Below are 17948 nucleotides of genomic sequence, written 5' to 3' on the forward strand. Positions count from 1 at the left end.
GGCAGGCAAGATGCCTGCCCTACAGATTATTCTACTCCTTCAATCCGGTCTTCAACTTCTTGGTACAACTCGCGTAGACGATCTAAATTTTCTTCGCTAGTTTCCCAATAACCGCGTCCATTCACTTCCAATAAAGTTGATACAATCTTGCGGAAAGAATGGGGGTTGAGGTTCATCAACCGTTTTTGCATTTCTTCATCTTTGATGAAGGTTTCATTGGTATCCTCATAAATCCAGTTATCTACAGCGCCGGCTGTCGCACTCCAACCAGTGGTATTTACCAACCGCTTAGAGAGTTCGCGCACACCTTCGTAACCGTGAGACAACATCCCCTCGTACCATTTGGGATTTAACAACTTAGTACGGGCATCTAAACGCACGGTTTCTGATAAACTTCTTACCTGGGCGTTAGCTGTGGTGGTGTCTGCAATATAGGATGCTGGTTTTTTGCCATCTGCACGCAGACTTGCCACCAACTTGGTAGGATCTGAGTCAAAATAGTGGGAAACATCCGTCAAACTAATTTCCGAAGAATCCAGATTTTGGAACGTCGCATCAGCAGTTTTCAAAGTGGTTTCAAAAATCTGCCGGGACTCATCCATTACACCGGGGTTATCGGAATTGAAAGAAAAGGATTTGCGGTTGAGGTACATTTCCTGTAACTCGGCTTCGCTGTCCCAAGTGCTGTTTTCCACCGCCAAGTTAATATTGGAGGAGTAAGAACCAGAAGCATTGGAGAAAACGCGAGTTGCTGCTTGACGCAAATTAATCCCCATGTCCTCAGCTTGTTTCAAAGCGTGTTTGCGGACAAAGTTCATTTCTAAGGGTTCATCGGCTTCAGCTGCCATTTTCACCCCTTGGTCTAGCAGGTTCATTTGGTTGATGAACAAGTCACGGAAAACGCCTGAACAGTTGATTACGACATCAATTCTGGGGCGTCCCAACTCTTCTAAGGATATCAATTCTAATTTGTTCACCCGTCCCAAAGCATCGGGAACCGGACGCACACCCACCATCCACATAATTTGCGCTAGGGATTCACCGTAGGTTTTGATGTTATCTGTACCCCAGAGGACGCAGGCGATGGTTTCTGGCCACTTACCCTCATTTTCTGCTTTGTTACGTGCCAACAGCCTATCTACAACGATTTTGGCTGATTGTACCGCGGCGCTTGTGGGGATAGATTGGGGGTCAAGGGCGTGTATATTCTTACCTGTGGGTAAAACATCCGGGTTGCGGATGGGGTCACCACCGGGGCCAGGGAGAATGTATTCACCGGCTAAACCTTGGAGTAGTCCACCCAGTTCGTTATCTGCACAAACTTGCTTTAAGCAGAATTCCAAATATTCAAACAGCGGTTTTAAGGCTGTGGTGTCTACTTTGGGATAACCTGATTGATGCAATGATTCTACCCAAGGTTCTTTTTTACCCATGTTGAAGAAATTCAACTTAGAAACCAGAGAAACACGGCCTTCAGCGTCGATTTGTTCTTTTACTAATGCGGTAACGGCTGCACGGGTTGCGAGGGTGATGTCTTGTAATAGTTGGACATCTTCTAAAATGCCTAAGTCGCTATTTTTGTAAATATCGTCAATGCTTCGTCCCAGACTATTAGCGATAATTCCGGGTAAGCCTTGAATTTGTTCTTCTTGACGATCTAAACTAGCAATGTTGACTAAAGTGGCGATCGCTTCCTCAGCCGTTGGTGGTTTACCTATAACGTGCAATCCACAAGGCAACAACCGGGATTCAATCTCCATCAACTTGCGGTAGACGTTACCAACAATATTATCCCGCTCTTCGGCCGTCATCTCCTTAGCATCGGTTTCTGGTAAGTTAATATCCTTATCCAGATTCACAATGCGGCATTTATCCATGATGGAGTTAACAATGGGAACACCGCGTCCACTGTCTTTCAAAGTTTGGTAAGAAGCAATTAACTCGCTGAGTTCCTTCAAACCTTTGTACAAGCCTGCGTTTTCTGCCGGAGGTGTTAGGTAAGAAATTGTTTCTGCGTAACTGCGACGTTTGGCAATTGTTGCCTCACTGGGGTTATTTGCTGCGTAGTAATACAGATTAGGAATAGTGCCAATTAGTTGATCTGGGTAACAATCACCAGACATTCCCATTTGCTTACCTGGCATGAATTCCAAGGAACCGTGAGTACCAAAGTGAAGTACTGCATCAGCGCCCCAAACTCGCTCTAGGTAGGTGTAATAAGCTGCAAAACCGTGGTGAGGACTAGCGGAACGGGAGAACAGTAACCGCATGGGATCGCCTTCATAACCAAATGTTGGTTGTACACCAATGAAGACGTTACCAAATTGCTTACCATAAATTAACAGGTTTTGTCCATCGCTGTTGAGATTTCCCGGAGGTGGCCCCCAGTTTTCTTCTAAACGTTGGGAATAAGGTGTCAGTGCTTCATATTCTGGCACAGACATTTTGTAAGCAATGTTGAGTTCAGGGCTATTGTACTGTGCTTGTGCGTCGTGGATGACTTGTTCCATCAACTCTTTGGCGTTTTCGGGAATGTCTTGCACGTCGTAGCCGTTGTTTCTGAGTCCTTGCAACACCTCAAAGATGGAACCGAATACATCTAGGTAAGCAGCAGTACCCACATTACCTTTATCTGGTGGAAAGCTGAAAACGGTGATCGCCACTTTCTTGTGAAGTTTGGGCTTGCGGCGGAGGTTAGCCCATTTTAACGCCCGTTGCGCCACTACTTCTACTCTATCTTGGAGGGCGATCGCTTTTCCGGTGGCACCATCTCTACCTGATAATATAATCGGCTCAATGGCTCCATCCAATTCAGGAATGGCAATTTGTAAAGCTACTTGAATCGGGTGTAACCCTAAATCGCTATCCATCCACTCTTGGGTGGTTTGGAAAACTAAGGGCAACGCTACCATGTAAGGACGATTTAAGCGCTTCAGGGCCTCAATGGCTTTAGGATGGTCTTGTCTAGCTGGGCCACCCACTAGGGCAAAACCAGTCAGGGAGATGACTGCATCTACTAAGGGTGTATTGGTAGTTGGTTCATAGAAATAGGCTTCTACAGGTTTAGAGAAATCTAAACCACCAGCAAACACCGGCAGCACTTTGGCACCTAGTGATTCCAATTCCTGGACAATCGCCACATAATGAGCGTCATCACCTGTAACTAGGTGAGTACGTTGCAATACCAAGCCAACGCAGGGGGCCAAGGGATCTTTTAAATCTCTGGAAATGTCCTTGCGGGCTGTATACCAGTTGAGGTACTCTCGTACATCCTCAAACATATTTGGTGCCAAAGGATGCCAAATCCCTAAATCGGGATAGACAACTGGCCCTTGATATGCAGGAGATGCCACATTATCTTTGATTACATATTTATCAGCTAGCATCAGCAGGAAGTTTTCCAAGTTTTCTGGAGAACCACCCAGCCAATACTGAAAACTGAGCATGAAATTGCGGGCATCCTGCGCCTTTTCCATGGGCAGGAATTTTAATACTTGTGGCAGTGTTCGCAGCAGCTTGAGCATCCCATCTTGGAATCCTGCGCCGGATTTCTCCTTGCGTTTCCGCATGAATTGAGCGATCGCACTTTTCGACTGACCCAATTGTGCCAGAGAAAAGCTGCCCATCTTATTCAGGCGCATTACTTCCGGCATAGACGGAAAGACAACGGAAACGTCCAGGTGATCGCGGTGGGGTTCTACTGCTGCAACTACTTTCTGTGCTAAGTCTTCGATAAAAATCAGGGAAGCGATGAAGATATTCGCCGTCTCCATCTCCCGTTTGAACTCTTGGTAGTTCTCTGGGTCACGGAGTTCTTCAATCAAATAGCCGCTGATTTCAATCGCCAGATTTGGATGGTTAGAGTTAATCGCCCGAACCGCTTGCGACAATGCACTCTGGTACTGGGACTCAAGCACGACATAGACCACCTTGATTAAATTACGTCCGCGTAAGTTATCAGGCGCAATATGTCGAATGGTGGACTTGACGTGGGTGAACATGCTTCCTTGGCTCCTTTGATGTGATGCGCGTTCTCTACTGGACTTGAAGTCGATCACGGCTGATGTTGCCGCTTCTAACTTCGTTTTTATTTGTCAATATGAACTTTTTTTATCAGAAAACGCTTACTCTATGAGCATTTTGCCACTTATCTGACACAAATCGATATAAAAAAAGCAATATTTCTTAAAAAATCTTGATAATTTCAGCAGTATGCACAAATTTAATGTAAAGAAAACTTAATACAAGTCAGACTGCCGCCAAGAAATAGAAACTGTTACTATCAAGTTCAGCGCTATGGCGGGCGGTTCTCTCTTCATTGCCATACAGTCGGAACCTCACCCCGTATTTAAAGAGCTTGCTTAGTATATTTTATAGCCAATGCCTGCTTATGTAGTCACTTCAGAAAATTACGGTCAGTAGCTAATTATGTAAAAGACGATAATTAGGTTTTCCAAAAATTGCTAAATGCTCTTCTGTCTGGGAAAATAACTAACCGCAGAAGGTGATAATAAATTTTCAACATAAATGGTGATATAACTTTTATCGAGAATATATATAAAAATATATAGGCAAAGTTTTACGAGATAACTTAAGCCAATTTTAAATAATGTTTAAATTAGCAGGGATGCTGGCGAAATTCAAGATTAAATAACCCTGCTAAGAACATTAAGCCTTACCTATTCACCCCGATTTTGTGCTAACCAAGCTTCTAAATCCGCTAAACTCGAAAAGTCAAGTAAAGCCTCTCCCAAATCTTCCAACTTAGTTAAAGATAAAGCCTGAATTTGTAATTGCAATGCTGGTGCAACCGTCCCAACTCGACGACGCAGAAGCCGCATAATTAAAGAAAAAGCTTCTTCTTGTAAAATATCCTGATAAATGACTGACTCGCGCATAAAGTCTCTCCGCAATAATTGTCTAATCAGTTCCTTAGAAAATGATTCAGCCAGAAATTTACATACATTATCAAACATAGCCTAGTATTATATCATAATAATTGGATTTTTATAACTTATAAATTAGGTAATATTTAGTTAAAGAAATGACTCAAGTAGATATTCTCATTCTCTCAAATGGCCCTGGTGAAGTCACAACTTGGGTACGCCCTGTAGTGAAAGCATTACGGCAACAACTTGATGATAACCGTGCTGAAGTCCGGATTTCTGTAGTTTTATCCCCTTGTACAAATGCCAGTGGACAAGAAGCGGCGATCGCACTTTCTTATCCAGAAGTTGATAGAGTGCAGAGTGCAGAGCATTTTTGGCAATTTTTACTCTGGGGGAAAACTGCTGAAAATTGGGACTGGTGCGATCGCGGCGTTGTAGTTTTCTTAGGCGGTGATCAAATTTTCCCCGTAGTCATCGGCAAAAAACTCGGCTATCGCACAGTGGTTTACGCTGAATGGGATGCCCGCTGGCATAATTTAATAGACCGCTTTGCCATCATGAAACCCCAAGCTGCTAAAAAAGTCTCCCCAAAATATGCCCACAAATTTACCGTTGTCGGCGATTTGATGTTAGAAGCAGCAGGGGAAGCAAACAATCACCTCCAACCCAAAATTGAGATGATTGGTATTTTACCCGGTTCCAAAGCGGCAAAATTAACCCAAGGAGTACCGTTAACTTTAGCGATCGCTGAACATATCCACGCCAAAAGACCCGAAACTAAGTTTGTAATTCCCGTCGCCCCAACTTTGAATTTAGAAACTTTAGTTAGTTTTGCCGATTCCCAAAATAACCCTTTTGTGCAAACTTTTAGCTTCAAAGGTGCTGCTTTAATTACCCCAGAAGAAAGTGGAGGTAAGGCATTGCTGAAAACAGCAACAGGTTTAACCGTGGAACTATGGCAAGAAAACCCTGCATATCACTTATTATCCCAGTGCTGCATCTGTCTAACTACCGTAGGAGCAAACACCGCTGAACTTGGTGCTTTAGGCGTGCCAATGATTGTTTTACTCCCAACTCAGCAAATGGATTCTATGCGTTCTTGGGATGGTTTACCGGGGTTATTAGCAAATTTACCGGGGGTAGGTACTAGCTTTGCTAAAGTGATTAATTGGATATTCCTAACACTGGTAACAAACAAAGGTTTATTAGCATGGCCAAATATTTGGGCACAAGAAGAGATAGTGCCAGAAATTATGGGTAAACTCGAACCTTCAGCAGTTGGGGAAATGGTTTTAGACTTTTTAGAAAATCCCGAAAAATTGGCTGATATCCGCGCCAAACTTCGCAATATTCGCGGCGAAAGCGGTGCAGCGCAAAAATTAGCAACTTTGGTAAGGGAAGAAATTGATAAATTACGTTCGTAGTGAGCAATTTATCGCTCAATTCAACCATTTAAAAAACTAATTATGACCCCACCACCTAGCATTATCCAACTCATTGATCATTTTCACTCTTCAATAGATTTATATCGTACTGGTAGCTTAAATGAAACACAAACTAGAATTGAATTTATTGACCCCTTTTTTGCAGCTTTAGGATGGGATATTAGTAATGAAAAACAAGCTTCTGATATTTATAAAGATGTTGTTCACGAAGATAGTTTAAAAATTAGTGATTCTAAAAAAGCGAAAGCCCCTGATTATAGTTTTCGTGTTGGTGGAGTTAGAAAATTTTTTGTCGAAGCTAAAAAACCTGCTGTGAATGTTGGTAATAATATTAGCGCTGCTTTTCAAGTCAGACGTTATGGATGGTCAGCAAAATTACCCCTGAGCATTTTAACCGATTTTGAAGAATTTGCGGTTTATGATTGTCGAATCATGCCAAATAAAAATGATTCGGCATCTACAGCTAGAATTAAACATTTTAAATACACAGAATATGTTGAAAACTGGAAAGAAATTTATAATCTTTTTTCTAAAGAAGCAGTATTAAATGGTTCCTTAGAAAAATTTGCTGAGACTAAAGTTAAAGCAGGTATTACAGTTGATAAAGCGTTTTTACAAGAAATTGAAATTTGGCGAGAAAATTTATCAGCTAATATTGCTTGGCGAAATCTGCAAATTCAACAACGGGAGTTAAATTTTGCAGTGCAAATGACAATTAACAGAATCGTCTTTTTACGCATTTGCGAAGATAGAGGAATTGAAATTTATGAACAGTTATTTAGTTTATTAAGATTAGAAAATATTTATCAAGAATTAGGGCGTTTATTTATTAATGCAGATTATCGTTATAACTCTGGATTATTTCATTTTAAAAATGAGCAAGGACGGGATAATCCAGATGATTTTAGTCTCAACCTCAAAATTGAGGATACCACTTTAAAACCAATTATCAGAAAACTCTATCCTCCTGAAAGTCCTTATGAGTTTTCAGTTATTCCTGTGGAAATTTTGGGACAGGTTTATGAGCAGTTTTTGGGTAAGGTAATTACTTTATCACCAAGTCGTCAAGCAGTTGTTGAAGATAAACCAGAAGTGAGAAAAGCAGGAGGTGTTTATTACACTCCTAGTTATATAGTTGACTATATTATTAAACAAACTATTGGTAAAGCTTTAGAGGGTAAAAAACCAGAAAATATCCAAGAAATCACAATTCTTGATCCTGCTTGTGGTTCAGGTTCTTTTTTAATTGTAGCTTATCAATTTCTATTAGATTGGTATTTACAGCAGTATCTTCAAAATTTCAAGAAATATAAAAGTAAAATATATCAAATCACAGGTAGTAATTGGCTTTTAACTTCAACTGAAAGAAAACGCATTTTATTAACTCATATCTATGGGGTGGATATTGATCAGCAAGCCGTAGAAACAACAAAGTTATCTTTGTTATTAAAGGTTTTAGAGGGTGAGTCAGGGGAAACAATCACAAAACAGTTAACCTTATTTAAGGAAAGGGCTTTACCAGATTTAGATAATAATATTCAGTGTGGTAATTCTTTGATAGATGGAGAATTTTACCAAAACAATCAGCTTAGTTTGCTAGATGAGGAGACAGCTTATCGAGTTAATATATTTGACTGGAAATCAGCTTTTTCTGCAATTATGAAACGAGGGGGATTTGATGTAGTTATTGGTAATCCTCCCTATATTAGAATTCAAGCTTTAAAAGAATGGGCTTCTCTGGAAGTTGAATTTTATAAAAATCAATATGCTTCTGCTAGCAAGGGAAATTATGATATTTATGTTGTTTTTGTGGAAAAGGGATTGAATTTATTAAAAAAAGATGGTCGTTTAGGTTTTATCTTACCCCATAAGTTCTTTAATGCTCAATATGGAGAATCTTTAAGAAGGTTAATTTCTGAAGGTAAATATCTTGAAAAGATTGTTCATTTTGGAGATCAACAAGTTTTTCCCAAGGTTTCAACTTACACCTGTTTGTTGTTTTTATCTAAAACAAAAAAATCAGAAGTAAGTTTTATTCAAGTTACGAATTTATCAGAATGGACTATTGATGATAATGCAGAAGAAGCGCTGGTAGTTGATAAATCTATCACAAGTCAAAGTTGGGATTTTGGTAAAAGTAAAAATTCTATTTTATTTGATAAATTCAAGAACGATAAATTTATCGGTTTAAGTCAGTTAAAAACTAATATTTCTCAAGGTATTAGAACAAGTGCTAATGAAATATATGTTGTAGATTGGATTTCTCAAGAAGATAATTTACTACAGGTATATTCTAAAGCTTTAACTAAAATAGTTACGATTGAATCTAATTTAACTTCTCTCTTTTTACAGGGTAAAGAAATCAAGCCATATCAACTTTTATATTCTAGTAAGTTATTAATTATTCCTTATGAACTCACGAACGGAAATGTTAGTCTGATTAACGAAGATAAATTGCAGAATAACTATCCCCTAACTTTTGATTATTTAATGCAAAATAAACAATTTTTAGAAAATAGAGAAAAAGGAAAAATGCTTGGTTCAGATTGGTATGCTTATATTTATCCTAAAAACATAGAATTGATGAGAAAATCAAAAATATTAGTCCCTGATATTGCAAATCGAGCTTCTTTTGCTTGGGATGAAAAAGGAGATTACGCTTTTACTAGTGGTTATGCGATTCTCCTTAAGAAGAATGTTCAAGAATCAATTAAATACATTTTAGGATTACTCAACAGTAAAATTTTAGATTTTTATCTCAAGAATATTAGCACCACAATGCGAGGAGGTTTTTTTCGTTACTTTACTCAGTTTGTTGAACAATTACCAATTCGATTGATTAATTTTTCTAACCCTCAAGAAAAAAAGATTCACAATCAAATGATTCAACTTGTTGAACAAATGCTTTCCCTCCATCAGCAACTAAATGAAGCAGAAACACCCCCAGCTAAAAAAAGAGTTCAACAACAAATTAAAGCTACGGATAGACAAATTAATCAATTAGTGTATGAACTCTATGAGTTAACTGATGAGGAAATAGCTATTGTTGAAGGTGTATGAATTTAATCTGAAGATTCACCGTCTCTTCTACCCAGTTCATAAATGCCGGCACCCATGCAGGCAAGTATGCCGGTGCTAATTCCCCAGCTATTACCTAAACTGATATCTAGAACCCAGTTAGATAAGGCACCAAATACCAAAAACGGCACAATGCTAAATAGTGAAGCGTAAAAAGCATTTTGGGATTCTCTGGCTTTGCGTGTCTTTTCAAATTCTGTTTGGCTGGTGTAAAGCGATCGCTCGGCAAAGTTAAACCAGCGGTTGAGTTGCTCGATTACCCATCCCCTAATTGAGTCAAAAGCAAGATATAGCGCTAAAGACCACAAACTTGCTCCAGCGATGGCGATTGTGTTTAACTCAAAGCGGAAAGGCAGAATTTCAGTCAGCATGGCTTGGGGTATTCCTGCAAAGGCTAAATTTTATCTCTGTTTTGAAATATTCAAGGTGCGTTTGAATACTTATGTTATCGCTGTTGCAGGCCCAAATCTTCACCTTTTTATCCCAATTCCAGAGTTTTTGCCGCTGATTCCTTGAGATACACTATTGGCGATCGCCTCCCGTGGGCACTCCATCGTTAATGTAGATCAAGGCGGAATGTAGAGACATTGCAGATAACGTCTCTATTAGGACTAAAGCTGCGTATTACAATAAACATCTATTGTAGGGTGCGTCAGACTCGATATATCTGGCAAATAAACAGATTTTTGACATCTGACGCACCCTACTAATGTGCCAGTTGCGTAAGTCCTGTCTATATTTGATAGTAGGGGAGAGATAAAGTTTGATTAATTTCTGCCTCTCACCCCATCTAAAACTATGGACAACGGCGATGAATACCGCCTTGAGTACAAATAAAAGCCAGTTGCTTGGGATCTAAATGCTTGGCTTGAGAAAAATCAACTCCTTGGATTAAAGCAGATTGCGAGCCGAGATCCGGCGTTTGCACAAATTGATCGGCTGGATCTTGTTTGGGAGGGAAGAGTATTGTTCCTTGAAAATCTGCCCCTGCCACATTAGCCCCCTGTAAATCTGCGCGGCTCAAATCAGCATTTCGCAGATTGGCATTTTCCAGATTTGCAGAGCGTAAAATGGCACTAGTGAGCCGAGCCGCACTCAAATTAGCATCGCTGAGATTAGCATGATCTAAATATGCTTCAGATAAGTCTGCCCCTTGCCAATCGGTTTTAGTTAAATTGGCATTTGACAAATGTGTAGCTATGGCAGTAACGCGGCCTAGATGAGCGGCGTACAAATTAGCTTCATTTAATTTAGCATCACTGATATCAGCCCCTGTCAGACTAGCGTTTTCTAAGACTGCACCCCGCAAATCGGTTCCTACTAGCTGGGTGCTGTTGAGTTTGGCGTCAAACAGACGGGCATTAAATAAGTTAGCTCTGTTGAGAGTGGCACGGCTCAAATCGATACCAGTCATCAAAACACGACTGAGGTTGGCATCGGTGAGATTAGCTTGTCTCATCTGAGCTTGACTCAAATTAGCGATCGCATCGTCATAGGTATCCCAGCGTCCATCCTCACCCACTCCCCGGAAGCGACTACCCTGAAAACTCGCTTGATTCAGATTTGCTCCCTTGAACACCACTCCTGATAAATCAACTTTGTCTAATATCAAGTTGAAGGAAGTGGTTTCCCCAGAACCGTTATTACCAAGCTGGGTATTGCCCAAATCAACATCCTTGATTTTGCCCGTGTAGACAGCGAGAATCTTATTGATTGTCTGTTGGTTGATATTTAATCGCTTTTCGCGGATTTCCCGTACTTGGGCGTCCCTTACCGATACCAGTTCACCAGCGAGAAACTGATTCAGGCGTTTTAAGACCGGGATAGCTTTGGTTCCGACATTAGCCAAAGCTTGTTGAATATTAACCAGGAGGTTCGGGTCAGTTTCCTTACCCAGTAAATCTACCAGAAATTGGATTGCCTGTGGGTCATTAAGACCACCCAGAGCCAGAATTGCATTCTGGCGCTCCTCATTGGTAGCACCAGAGTTGGGAGCAAAATATTTTATCAGTGTGAGAAACTGCTGGCTGTTGATTACCTGGGATTTGCGTGCTTGTTCCTGGGTTTGGATGTAGATTTGAGTGCCTACTAAAGCTGATAACACCCCAGTCATGCTCACCAACGCCACCACAACTAAGGTCAAACTGGGCCGCGTCTTGGTTGCTGCTGGAGTGCCCATAGTCCGCCCCACTTCCTCATTACCCTCATGTAACTGATCGTCTCCATTACCCAGGGTGGACTTACCGCGCTTATTATTAGCTGAGGGCGTTGGTGGAAAGGGGCGAGTAGCATCTATGGTGTAAGTTCCTGCCAACAGGTCGTGTAGGGCACGACGCCGCCGCTGGGTGGGCCATCCCATCCCTTCTCCTAGCACCATCACAACAGTTAAAAATATGAAAAGACCTAAATTAGGAAAAGCGAAGCTGTAGCGCCACAGCAAATAAGCAGCGGAAAGAGGTATTGCCCCGCGACCAATTCCTTCCCGCACCAAAACAGATCCTAAACCAGGAGCTTTTCCTTCCTCCGTAACTACCCGCACGCCAAACCAACTCTTAGGAGCAGTGCTACCGGTTTTAGCAAGTAAATATAATTGCCACCATGAGAGGCTCAGAGGTGCTAACAAGGCGACTGTCCACAAAATATTAGTCGGCGATGCCACGTTACGGATGCCATAACTTACAGGTAGAGCTAAAGGTTGGGCGATCGCTCTTTCTGTGACTACCAGCACCGGGTTAAGTGGCACGCGGTTGAGATCACTTCGGGAATTGGCATACACGCCCATGCCAAAGGGAACCAACCCACTGGCAACCACTAGGGTGATTTCCACCGCCCAAGCAGCCAACCGCCTAGTTGCTAATGGCAGTAAATTAGATGTTTCCGGCTCTTTTGATCGGTTAGATTGATTAGTATTTCTCCTGACAATTGGCGTCGCCATTACGTAATTCCCTTTGACTTTTTTTTAGGCGTGGTTAAAATAGACTATTGCTTACGTTGAAAGCTACTAGACACAAAAAATTTGTATCCAAGATACACTAACACTGCCAATAGTGCCAGACTGATAACCGAAGCAACAAGTTTGAATACGGTTTGTAGCATCACGATGCTCAATAGCACCGCCACACCACCAACTGCTAGCTTTTTCACCCCAGATAAAGTATTGAACCAGAGGCGCGATCGCTCTAGGTGCCAGTTCAACTTGGCAAAACCAGACTGAGTTGTCTGTGTTTGCCCCTCTGGTTCGGTAAACTTTACGGATGAGGACTTAATCTCGCCCTCTAGTTTTTCGAGACGACGCTGCAAGTCTTCTTCTCTTTGAGGATTCATTAGGAATACCCGAAACGGTTAGAAACTACTTGGCTGTCTTAACAGTGGAGGAAAAACGAAGGCTTGTTTTCACAAGTTTCTTTCTGATAATATGGAAACCTGAGTATAAATAACCATCGCCTCGCGAAGAACTATCTTAATCAGGAGTTTCTCCTGATTTATCTCGTCTCGCCATCACCGCAGCCTTGATAAACAAGCAAAGGTAAGGTAAGGAGAATTTAACACTAATTTTGATCGCCTCGGAAAGCGTCAGAACTAGAATCCAAAGTAACCACTATTCCAGGGTCATCAGGCAGTTAGTTTGAGTGTCTAAGGGCTAATTTTACTTAGCCTTTAAAGTTGCAACTCTTTAAGAATTTACGCCCTCGACGGTCGGAGAGTGTCAACAATCTTTTCTACCTCAGCTAAGACACTTCTTCAACAACAAAACAACCAAGTCTAATTTGTGGGAGATAGGGGAGTTATGCCTGCCTCATCTTCTCCACCTAAACTTAAAGGTGTTTAAGAATTGGGTCATTGCCAAGATTATTCACCCAGTCCCCATTTATCTCAGGATATTTTAATATTTAGCCATATAGCGATTTAACTATGAAATAAAAATTTATATTGTAAAATTTGGAACAAAGACGGGTTGGTTGCGTCTTAAAATCCAGACTACATATCGATGTTGCTCTAGAATACAGCCCAGAGCATTAAATAAAGTCAGTAACCCAGCCCTAAAGGGACTGGGCTTGCAAGAGTAATCAAGCAAGCCGTATTGACCAGACCACCCTGAGCGTAGTCGTTCGCGTCAGCGTCTCGAAGAGAAGGGTAGCCGTTATTTGAGTCACGACACCCCGGAATGCGTAGCTAGTTAAGAGCTCTGTCGCTTGTAATTAAACAGTTCTAAGGTCACTGGGGCAGTGTTGCAAGCCTAACAAGCTCTGATAACTGGTCAAAGCTAACATTACCCCAGAAATGGGAGGCTCTTTGGAGCAAAACATTATGCGTACAGAGTTGGTAAATTTGAATCGGTAATTGTCCCGTTGAAAGTACATCACAAAAGTACCCCGAATTTCCCAACTCCAAGGCGGTAATGAAAAAATATTCAAGGCGGTTAAAACCGCACGAGTCGTTTCCCTCTCAGGTCTCAAGACACTGAGTTTCCCACTTACCGCGATGTCTTATGAAAACGCTTAAGCTATTGACAGTTGTTACCGCAGCTTTGGCGATGAATTTGCTGATTACCCAGGCGAATTGGGCCCAAACACAAGTAATGCAAATTAATCGTAATCCTCAGACAGATCCACTAATTTTAAATGGCAAGTCTGGTGGATCAGTTCCCAGCAACTGCGGCAATATTTCTGCTGCTCCCAGTCAAGTTATCCAGGTTACAGAGTCACTCCCTTACTTGCGATTAACAGTTGAGAGCCAGGGTAAGCCAACCATGTTGATTGATGGGCCTGGGGGGCGCTTCTGTGTACTAGCAGATAGTTACTCTGGAGGTAAGCCAGAACTTTCTGGTTATTGGCAACCAGGGGTATACTCCCTGTATATTGGCGAGTCATCTAAGGGACAGTATAACTATACCCTCTCAATTTCACAACAAAAGCAGCCAACAAAGTAGTGAAGTTTCTACTAATTCTTTTTGTTCCTAGGCGGTTCAACTTTAGCAGGCATTAACTCAGGACAAATGAATTCTACTCTAACCCCATAAGCTGCTAAGGCTGCCTCAAAATGGCTCCAATCACTATCTGAAGCATTTAAAATCGGTGGGTGTTCAGGATGGACTAAAGCAACAGCCACAAATTTGCGATCTGATAAATCAAAGCCTGATAAAGATTCATCTTCAGGAAACTCTTTAAAGTTTTTTTCCTCAGTCGGCGTAATTTCCACTAACTGACAGCGACTAAGGTTATTTTGATTAGTCAACACCCATTTTAAAAAAGCATCACCTACCCCAGGCTGTCCTGTAGGAGACAACTTATATTTATATTCTGTAATTATAAGCCACTTGTTATCCAACACAAGGATGTGTTGCTGTTGAGTCATGATTTCTTGTAGCTTTTTCACACATACCAAAATACACTGAAGTGATGCCTGTGGTGTTTTTCTATTAGCAACTATTGGTACATTGGTATCTACAATAAAGTACATCAAGTTCTAAATATTTTGTTGGCGTTTTATTCCTGCTTCTGTCATAGCTACCAATTCCCCAAGTTCATCTCCAAAAAATCCATCTGGCCAATTGTTGATATTACCAAAGGTGTCTAGTTCAAGAGGTGTTTTATGAGACGCTCCGCTATTATCAGTATTACAAAAGTAAAGGGCAGCATCTTGATGAGAAAAACCGTCTTTTTCTTCAGCAATTCGTCGTTGTAACCTGCGAAGCAAATGTTCACTATGACTTTCTACAATTATCTGCACATTTCGAGTTTTAATAGCATCAATAAAGACATCAGCCAAACCAGCTTGTACTGACGGATGTAAATGAATTTCCGGCTGTTCTAGAATAATTGTTGAGCCTTGGGGAGCGTAGTAACAAAGGACTAGCACTGGCAATATCTGGGAAACACCGAAACCAACATCAGTAATCAGCACTTCAGGAGCATTAGGAGAACGACGAACTTTTACTTCATATTCTTTACGATTTTCAGCAATTGGTGTTAACCGAAAATCATAAATTAGTCCTAATTCACGCAGCCATTCTGCCACACGTTCTTCAATTGTTATGCGTTTGCGACCTTTTCCTCTACTGATTTTATCTGAACGTGATGCTAACAAAGCGGGGATTGCTAACTCTCCTCTTCTACCGACATCCTGTGGTTTTTCCCCAGTCCATATATAGCTACGACGTGGATAGTCTCGCAAGGGGCCAAGGTAATAAATATTTTTTTGAAATAGTTCCTCAAAAGCCAACACAAAAAAGGATAAAAAACCTGCATTTTGGTAATAAGCGTTGACTTGATCTGGAAAGCCATAAGTTTTTACAGGAGGTGGCAAATCCCACTTACGACCAGGAGAACGCTTTATATGGTAACCTTCTGCAATCAGTTCATATTGAGCTTTGCCTTTATTAGATTTCTTTTCTTTACGTCGCATTCCAAACAAGTATTGTTTGTCTTCATCAGAGAAGCTATAGGTGAACTGTTTCACAGCAATACTGTCTGCTGTCCCTTCAATTATTGTTTTAAACGATAGGGCATTAATCAAAAATAGTATTTTATCTGGTGTGCCTTCAGGATCAGAAATCTTTAATGGTTTAGAGAGCTTCCAATTTAAGGAAAATACAATCTCGCTAGGCAATTTGTGTTGATGAACAATATCATGAAGAGTACCAAGGTCAATGTAAGTCAGTTCATCGCCTGTATGTATGATTCTTTGGCGATCAGCAGATTCAACAGTCTGTTTGAACATCAAAAGTAGCTGGATAATCGCTGTTTTTCCAGAACTGTTAGTACCAAACAACCCTGTTAATGATGCCATCCGCATATTTCCCGTATCTTGCCAGGATTTGAAATTTTGGGCGTGTAACTGGGTAAGCATAAATTAAAGTTCCAAATTCCTGTTCCTGGCTAATCGGCTGATTCTACTTGAATGATTTCAAAGTAGATGATCCTAGCTGTTTAATCTTCCAGTGATTTGGCTGGTACTTCGATTGCTGTAACGTCAATTGTGCCTTCTGGTGCGAAGCGTTGAAAATGATTATTTTTGACTGACAATTGCTCCCCACAGTTGGGGCATTGCAAATTGCTGTTATTTAAACCTGTAAATTCGTATTCACAAACGGGACAGTTGTCAACAACTAAATTGCGTTGTAGCCACCAGCGAAAGCCGAAAAAAGCTACAATTGGTGCGAGAAACAGCAACCCCACAATAATCAGCAACGAATTCACCAACCACCCTAAGCCCAATGATGCCAGCAACCAAAAAACTGCTAACAGGGTGAGCCAAGGGCGGAGATTATCAAGATTCAATGGAAAGTTCTTAAGGCTCATTGTTTAAAAGTCGTCCTGTTCTTCCTCTAGGATAGCGAGTTTAGTCATTGGTCAGAGGAAAGAAGCAACTGCTGCAACCTTTCTTGGAAGGCATTCATCCCGAAGACAGCGATCGCCTGTTTTCGTAGCCATTCACCATCACAACGCTGGTCGTTTCCTTGCAGAATTTCGATACAAGCCTTTGCCACAGCATCTGGATTTCGGTGTGGTACTCGCCATCCCAGTTTACCATCGAGCAAGGGGTCAGCCGAGCCATCGTCGTCACCAGATAACACTGGTACTCCACTTGCCATTGCCTCTAGATAGACTATGCCAAAGCCCTCTTGGGATGGCATAATGTAGGCATCAGCCAGGCGGTAGTGGGCGATCAATTGTTCTGTGGGCACAAATCCAGCAAAGACTATGCGATCGCTCACACCTAAATCTTGGGCTAGCTGGGCTAATCGCGGTTGGTCATCGCCTCGACCAATTACCAAGTATTTTACTTCGGGGAAAACCTGAGTGATTTGTGGTAGCGCCCGAATTGTGACATCCACACCTTTGTAAATATCTCCTGACCACAACCGCGCCACTGTTAGTAAGACTTTAGTATTATTTAAGCCGTACTTATCAACTAATTCTGGCGGCTTGGGGCCAGGAGTAAATTTATCCTCATCAATAGCACAAGGAAGGATCTTGATGGTGTTTGGGTCTAGACTATTAGCAGCACAAAGGCGATCGCGGCTGTAGCGGCTAATTGTCCAAATCTCGGCGGCTGATGTTAGGGCCTGACGTTCTTTGATTGTCAGCGGTTTCCAGACTTCCTTACCATAAGTCAGCACAGTGTAGGGAATCCCCAAGGGCTGGCAGAAGGTTTTAATCATTACTGCCAGGTTAATATGACCACAAAAAACATGTTGGGGGCGTTTTTGCAACAGCAACTTGAGCAAAGCTAATGCCAAGTTAAATCTTGCTAGCTGGGACGAGAAGGTTTTAAAGTAGTGAAATTTTAAATTTTCTGATTCAAAAGGATTTAAACAATCGGGGCTATCTCGCAACAATAGAACTTCTGCCCTAAATCGGTGTTTAAATTCCTGATATCCGCGAAAAATGTCTTTTACATAGGATTGAATACCACCTTCAAGTGCATATATTTCTAAAAACACGAAGAAATGGTGGGTTTTTTTGTTCAATTCATGACTTAAGTTTAGGTTTTCTGGCACTTTACTCAAATCTTGGTTTGTTGGCATTCACTG

General features: G+C 41.3%; 12 protein-coding genes. 3 read left to right on the forward strand and 9 right to left on the reverse strand.

Features of this window, described 5'->3' with window-relative positions; genetic code table 11:
- Nucleotides 1-26 precede the first annotated feature (26 nt).
- The gene (locus H6G32_RS16310; protein ID WP_190460123.1) at nt 27-4001 is read right to left on the reverse strand and encodes a magnesium chelatase subunit H; all 3975 of its coding nucleotides are present in this window, start codon (nt 3999-4001) and stop codon (nt 27-29) included.
- Nucleotides 4002-4679: 678 nt separating this feature from the next.
- A complete protein-coding gene (locus tag H6G32_RS16315; RefSeq protein ID WP_242046615.1) occupies nt 4680-4898 on the reverse strand; it encodes a DUF4351 domain-containing protein in 219 nt (72 codons plus the stop codon).
- A 146-nt stretch (nt 4899-5044) separates the two neighbouring features.
- Between H6G32_RS16315 and H6G32_RS16320 the strand changes: the two genes are divergently transcribed.
- A complete protein-coding gene (locus H6G32_RS16320; RefSeq protein ID WP_190460125.1) occupies nt 5045-6313 on the forward strand; it encodes a lipid-A-disaccharide synthase in 1269 nt (422 codons plus the stop codon).
- A gap of 42 nt (nt 6314-6355) precedes the next feature.
- The gene (locus H6G32_RS16325) at nt 6356-9394 is read left to right on the forward strand and encodes an Eco57I restriction-modification methylase domain-containing protein (RefSeq protein WP_190460126.1); all 3039 of its coding nucleotides are present in this window, start codon (nt 6356-6358) and stop codon (nt 9392-9394) included.
- 2 nt (nt 9395-9396) lie between these two features.
- Here H6G32_RS16325 and H6G32_RS16330 read toward each other — a convergent pair whose 3' ends face one another.
- From H6G32_RS16330 to H6G32_RS16340, 3 genes are all read right to left on the reverse strand, one after another.
- Entirely contained in the window at nt 9397-9783 is a 387-nt protein-coding gene (locus tag H6G32_RS16330; RefSeq protein WP_190460127.1) for a hypothetical protein, read from the reverse strand.
- A gap of 425 nt (nt 9784-10208) precedes the next feature.
- Nucleotides 10209-12347 carry a pentapeptide repeat-containing protein gene (locus H6G32_RS16335; protein ID WP_190460129.1) on the reverse strand — a complete coding sequence of 713 codons (2139 nt, stop codon included), beginning with the start codon at nt 12345-12347 and terminating at the stop codon, nt 10209-10211.
- 44 nt (nt 12348-12391) lie between these two features.
- Nucleotides 12392-12736: a hypothetical protein gene (locus tag H6G32_RS16340; RefSeq protein ID WP_190460131.1), complete on the reverse strand. Its 345-nt coding sequence runs from the start codon at nt 12734-12736 to the stop codon at nt 12392-12394.
- A 1165-nt stretch (nt 12737-13901) separates the two neighbouring features.
- Here H6G32_RS16340 and H6G32_RS16345 point away from each other — a divergent pair.
- Nucleotides 13902-14342, forward strand: a complete 441-nt coding sequence (locus H6G32_RS16345) for a hypothetical protein (protein ID WP_190460133.1) — start codon at nt 13902-13904, stop codon at nt 14340-14342.
- 11 nt (nt 14343-14353) lie between these two features.
- On the opposite strand, the gene H6G32_RS16350 is transcribed toward H6G32_RS16345, so the two are convergent.
- The 4 genes from H6G32_RS16350 to H6G32_RS16365 form a co-directional block, all read right to left on the reverse strand.
- Nucleotides 14354-14872 carry a hypothetical protein gene (locus tag H6G32_RS16350; protein WP_190460135.1) on the reverse strand — a complete coding sequence of 173 codons (519 nt, stop codon included), beginning with the start codon at nt 14870-14872 and terminating at the stop codon, nt 14354-14356.
- 6 nt (nt 14873-14878) lie between these two features.
- Nucleotides 14879-16261: an AAA family ATPase gene (locus H6G32_RS16355; protein ID WP_190460136.1), complete on the reverse strand. Its 1383-nt coding sequence runs from the start codon at nt 16259-16261 to the stop codon at nt 14879-14881.
- A gap of 80 nt (nt 16262-16341) precedes the next feature.
- Nucleotides 16342-16713 (reverse strand): hypothetical protein, encoded by a 372-nt coding sequence (locus H6G32_RS16360; protein ID WP_190460137.1) that lies wholly within the window; start codon nt 16711-16713, stop codon nt 16342-16344.
- A 44-nt stretch (nt 16714-16757) separates the two neighbouring features.
- The gene (locus tag H6G32_RS16365; RefSeq protein WP_190460138.1) at nt 16758-17942 is read right to left on the reverse strand and encodes a glycosyltransferase; all 1185 of its coding nucleotides are present in this window, start codon (nt 17940-17942) and stop codon (nt 16758-16760) included.
- Nucleotides 17943-17948: the final 6 nt, after the last annotated feature.

This window comes from Cylindrospermum sp. FACHB-282 (assembly GCF_014697195.1).
Classification (GTDB): Bacteria; Cyanobacteriota; Cyanobacteriia; order Cyanobacteriales; family Nostocaceae; genus Cylindrospermum.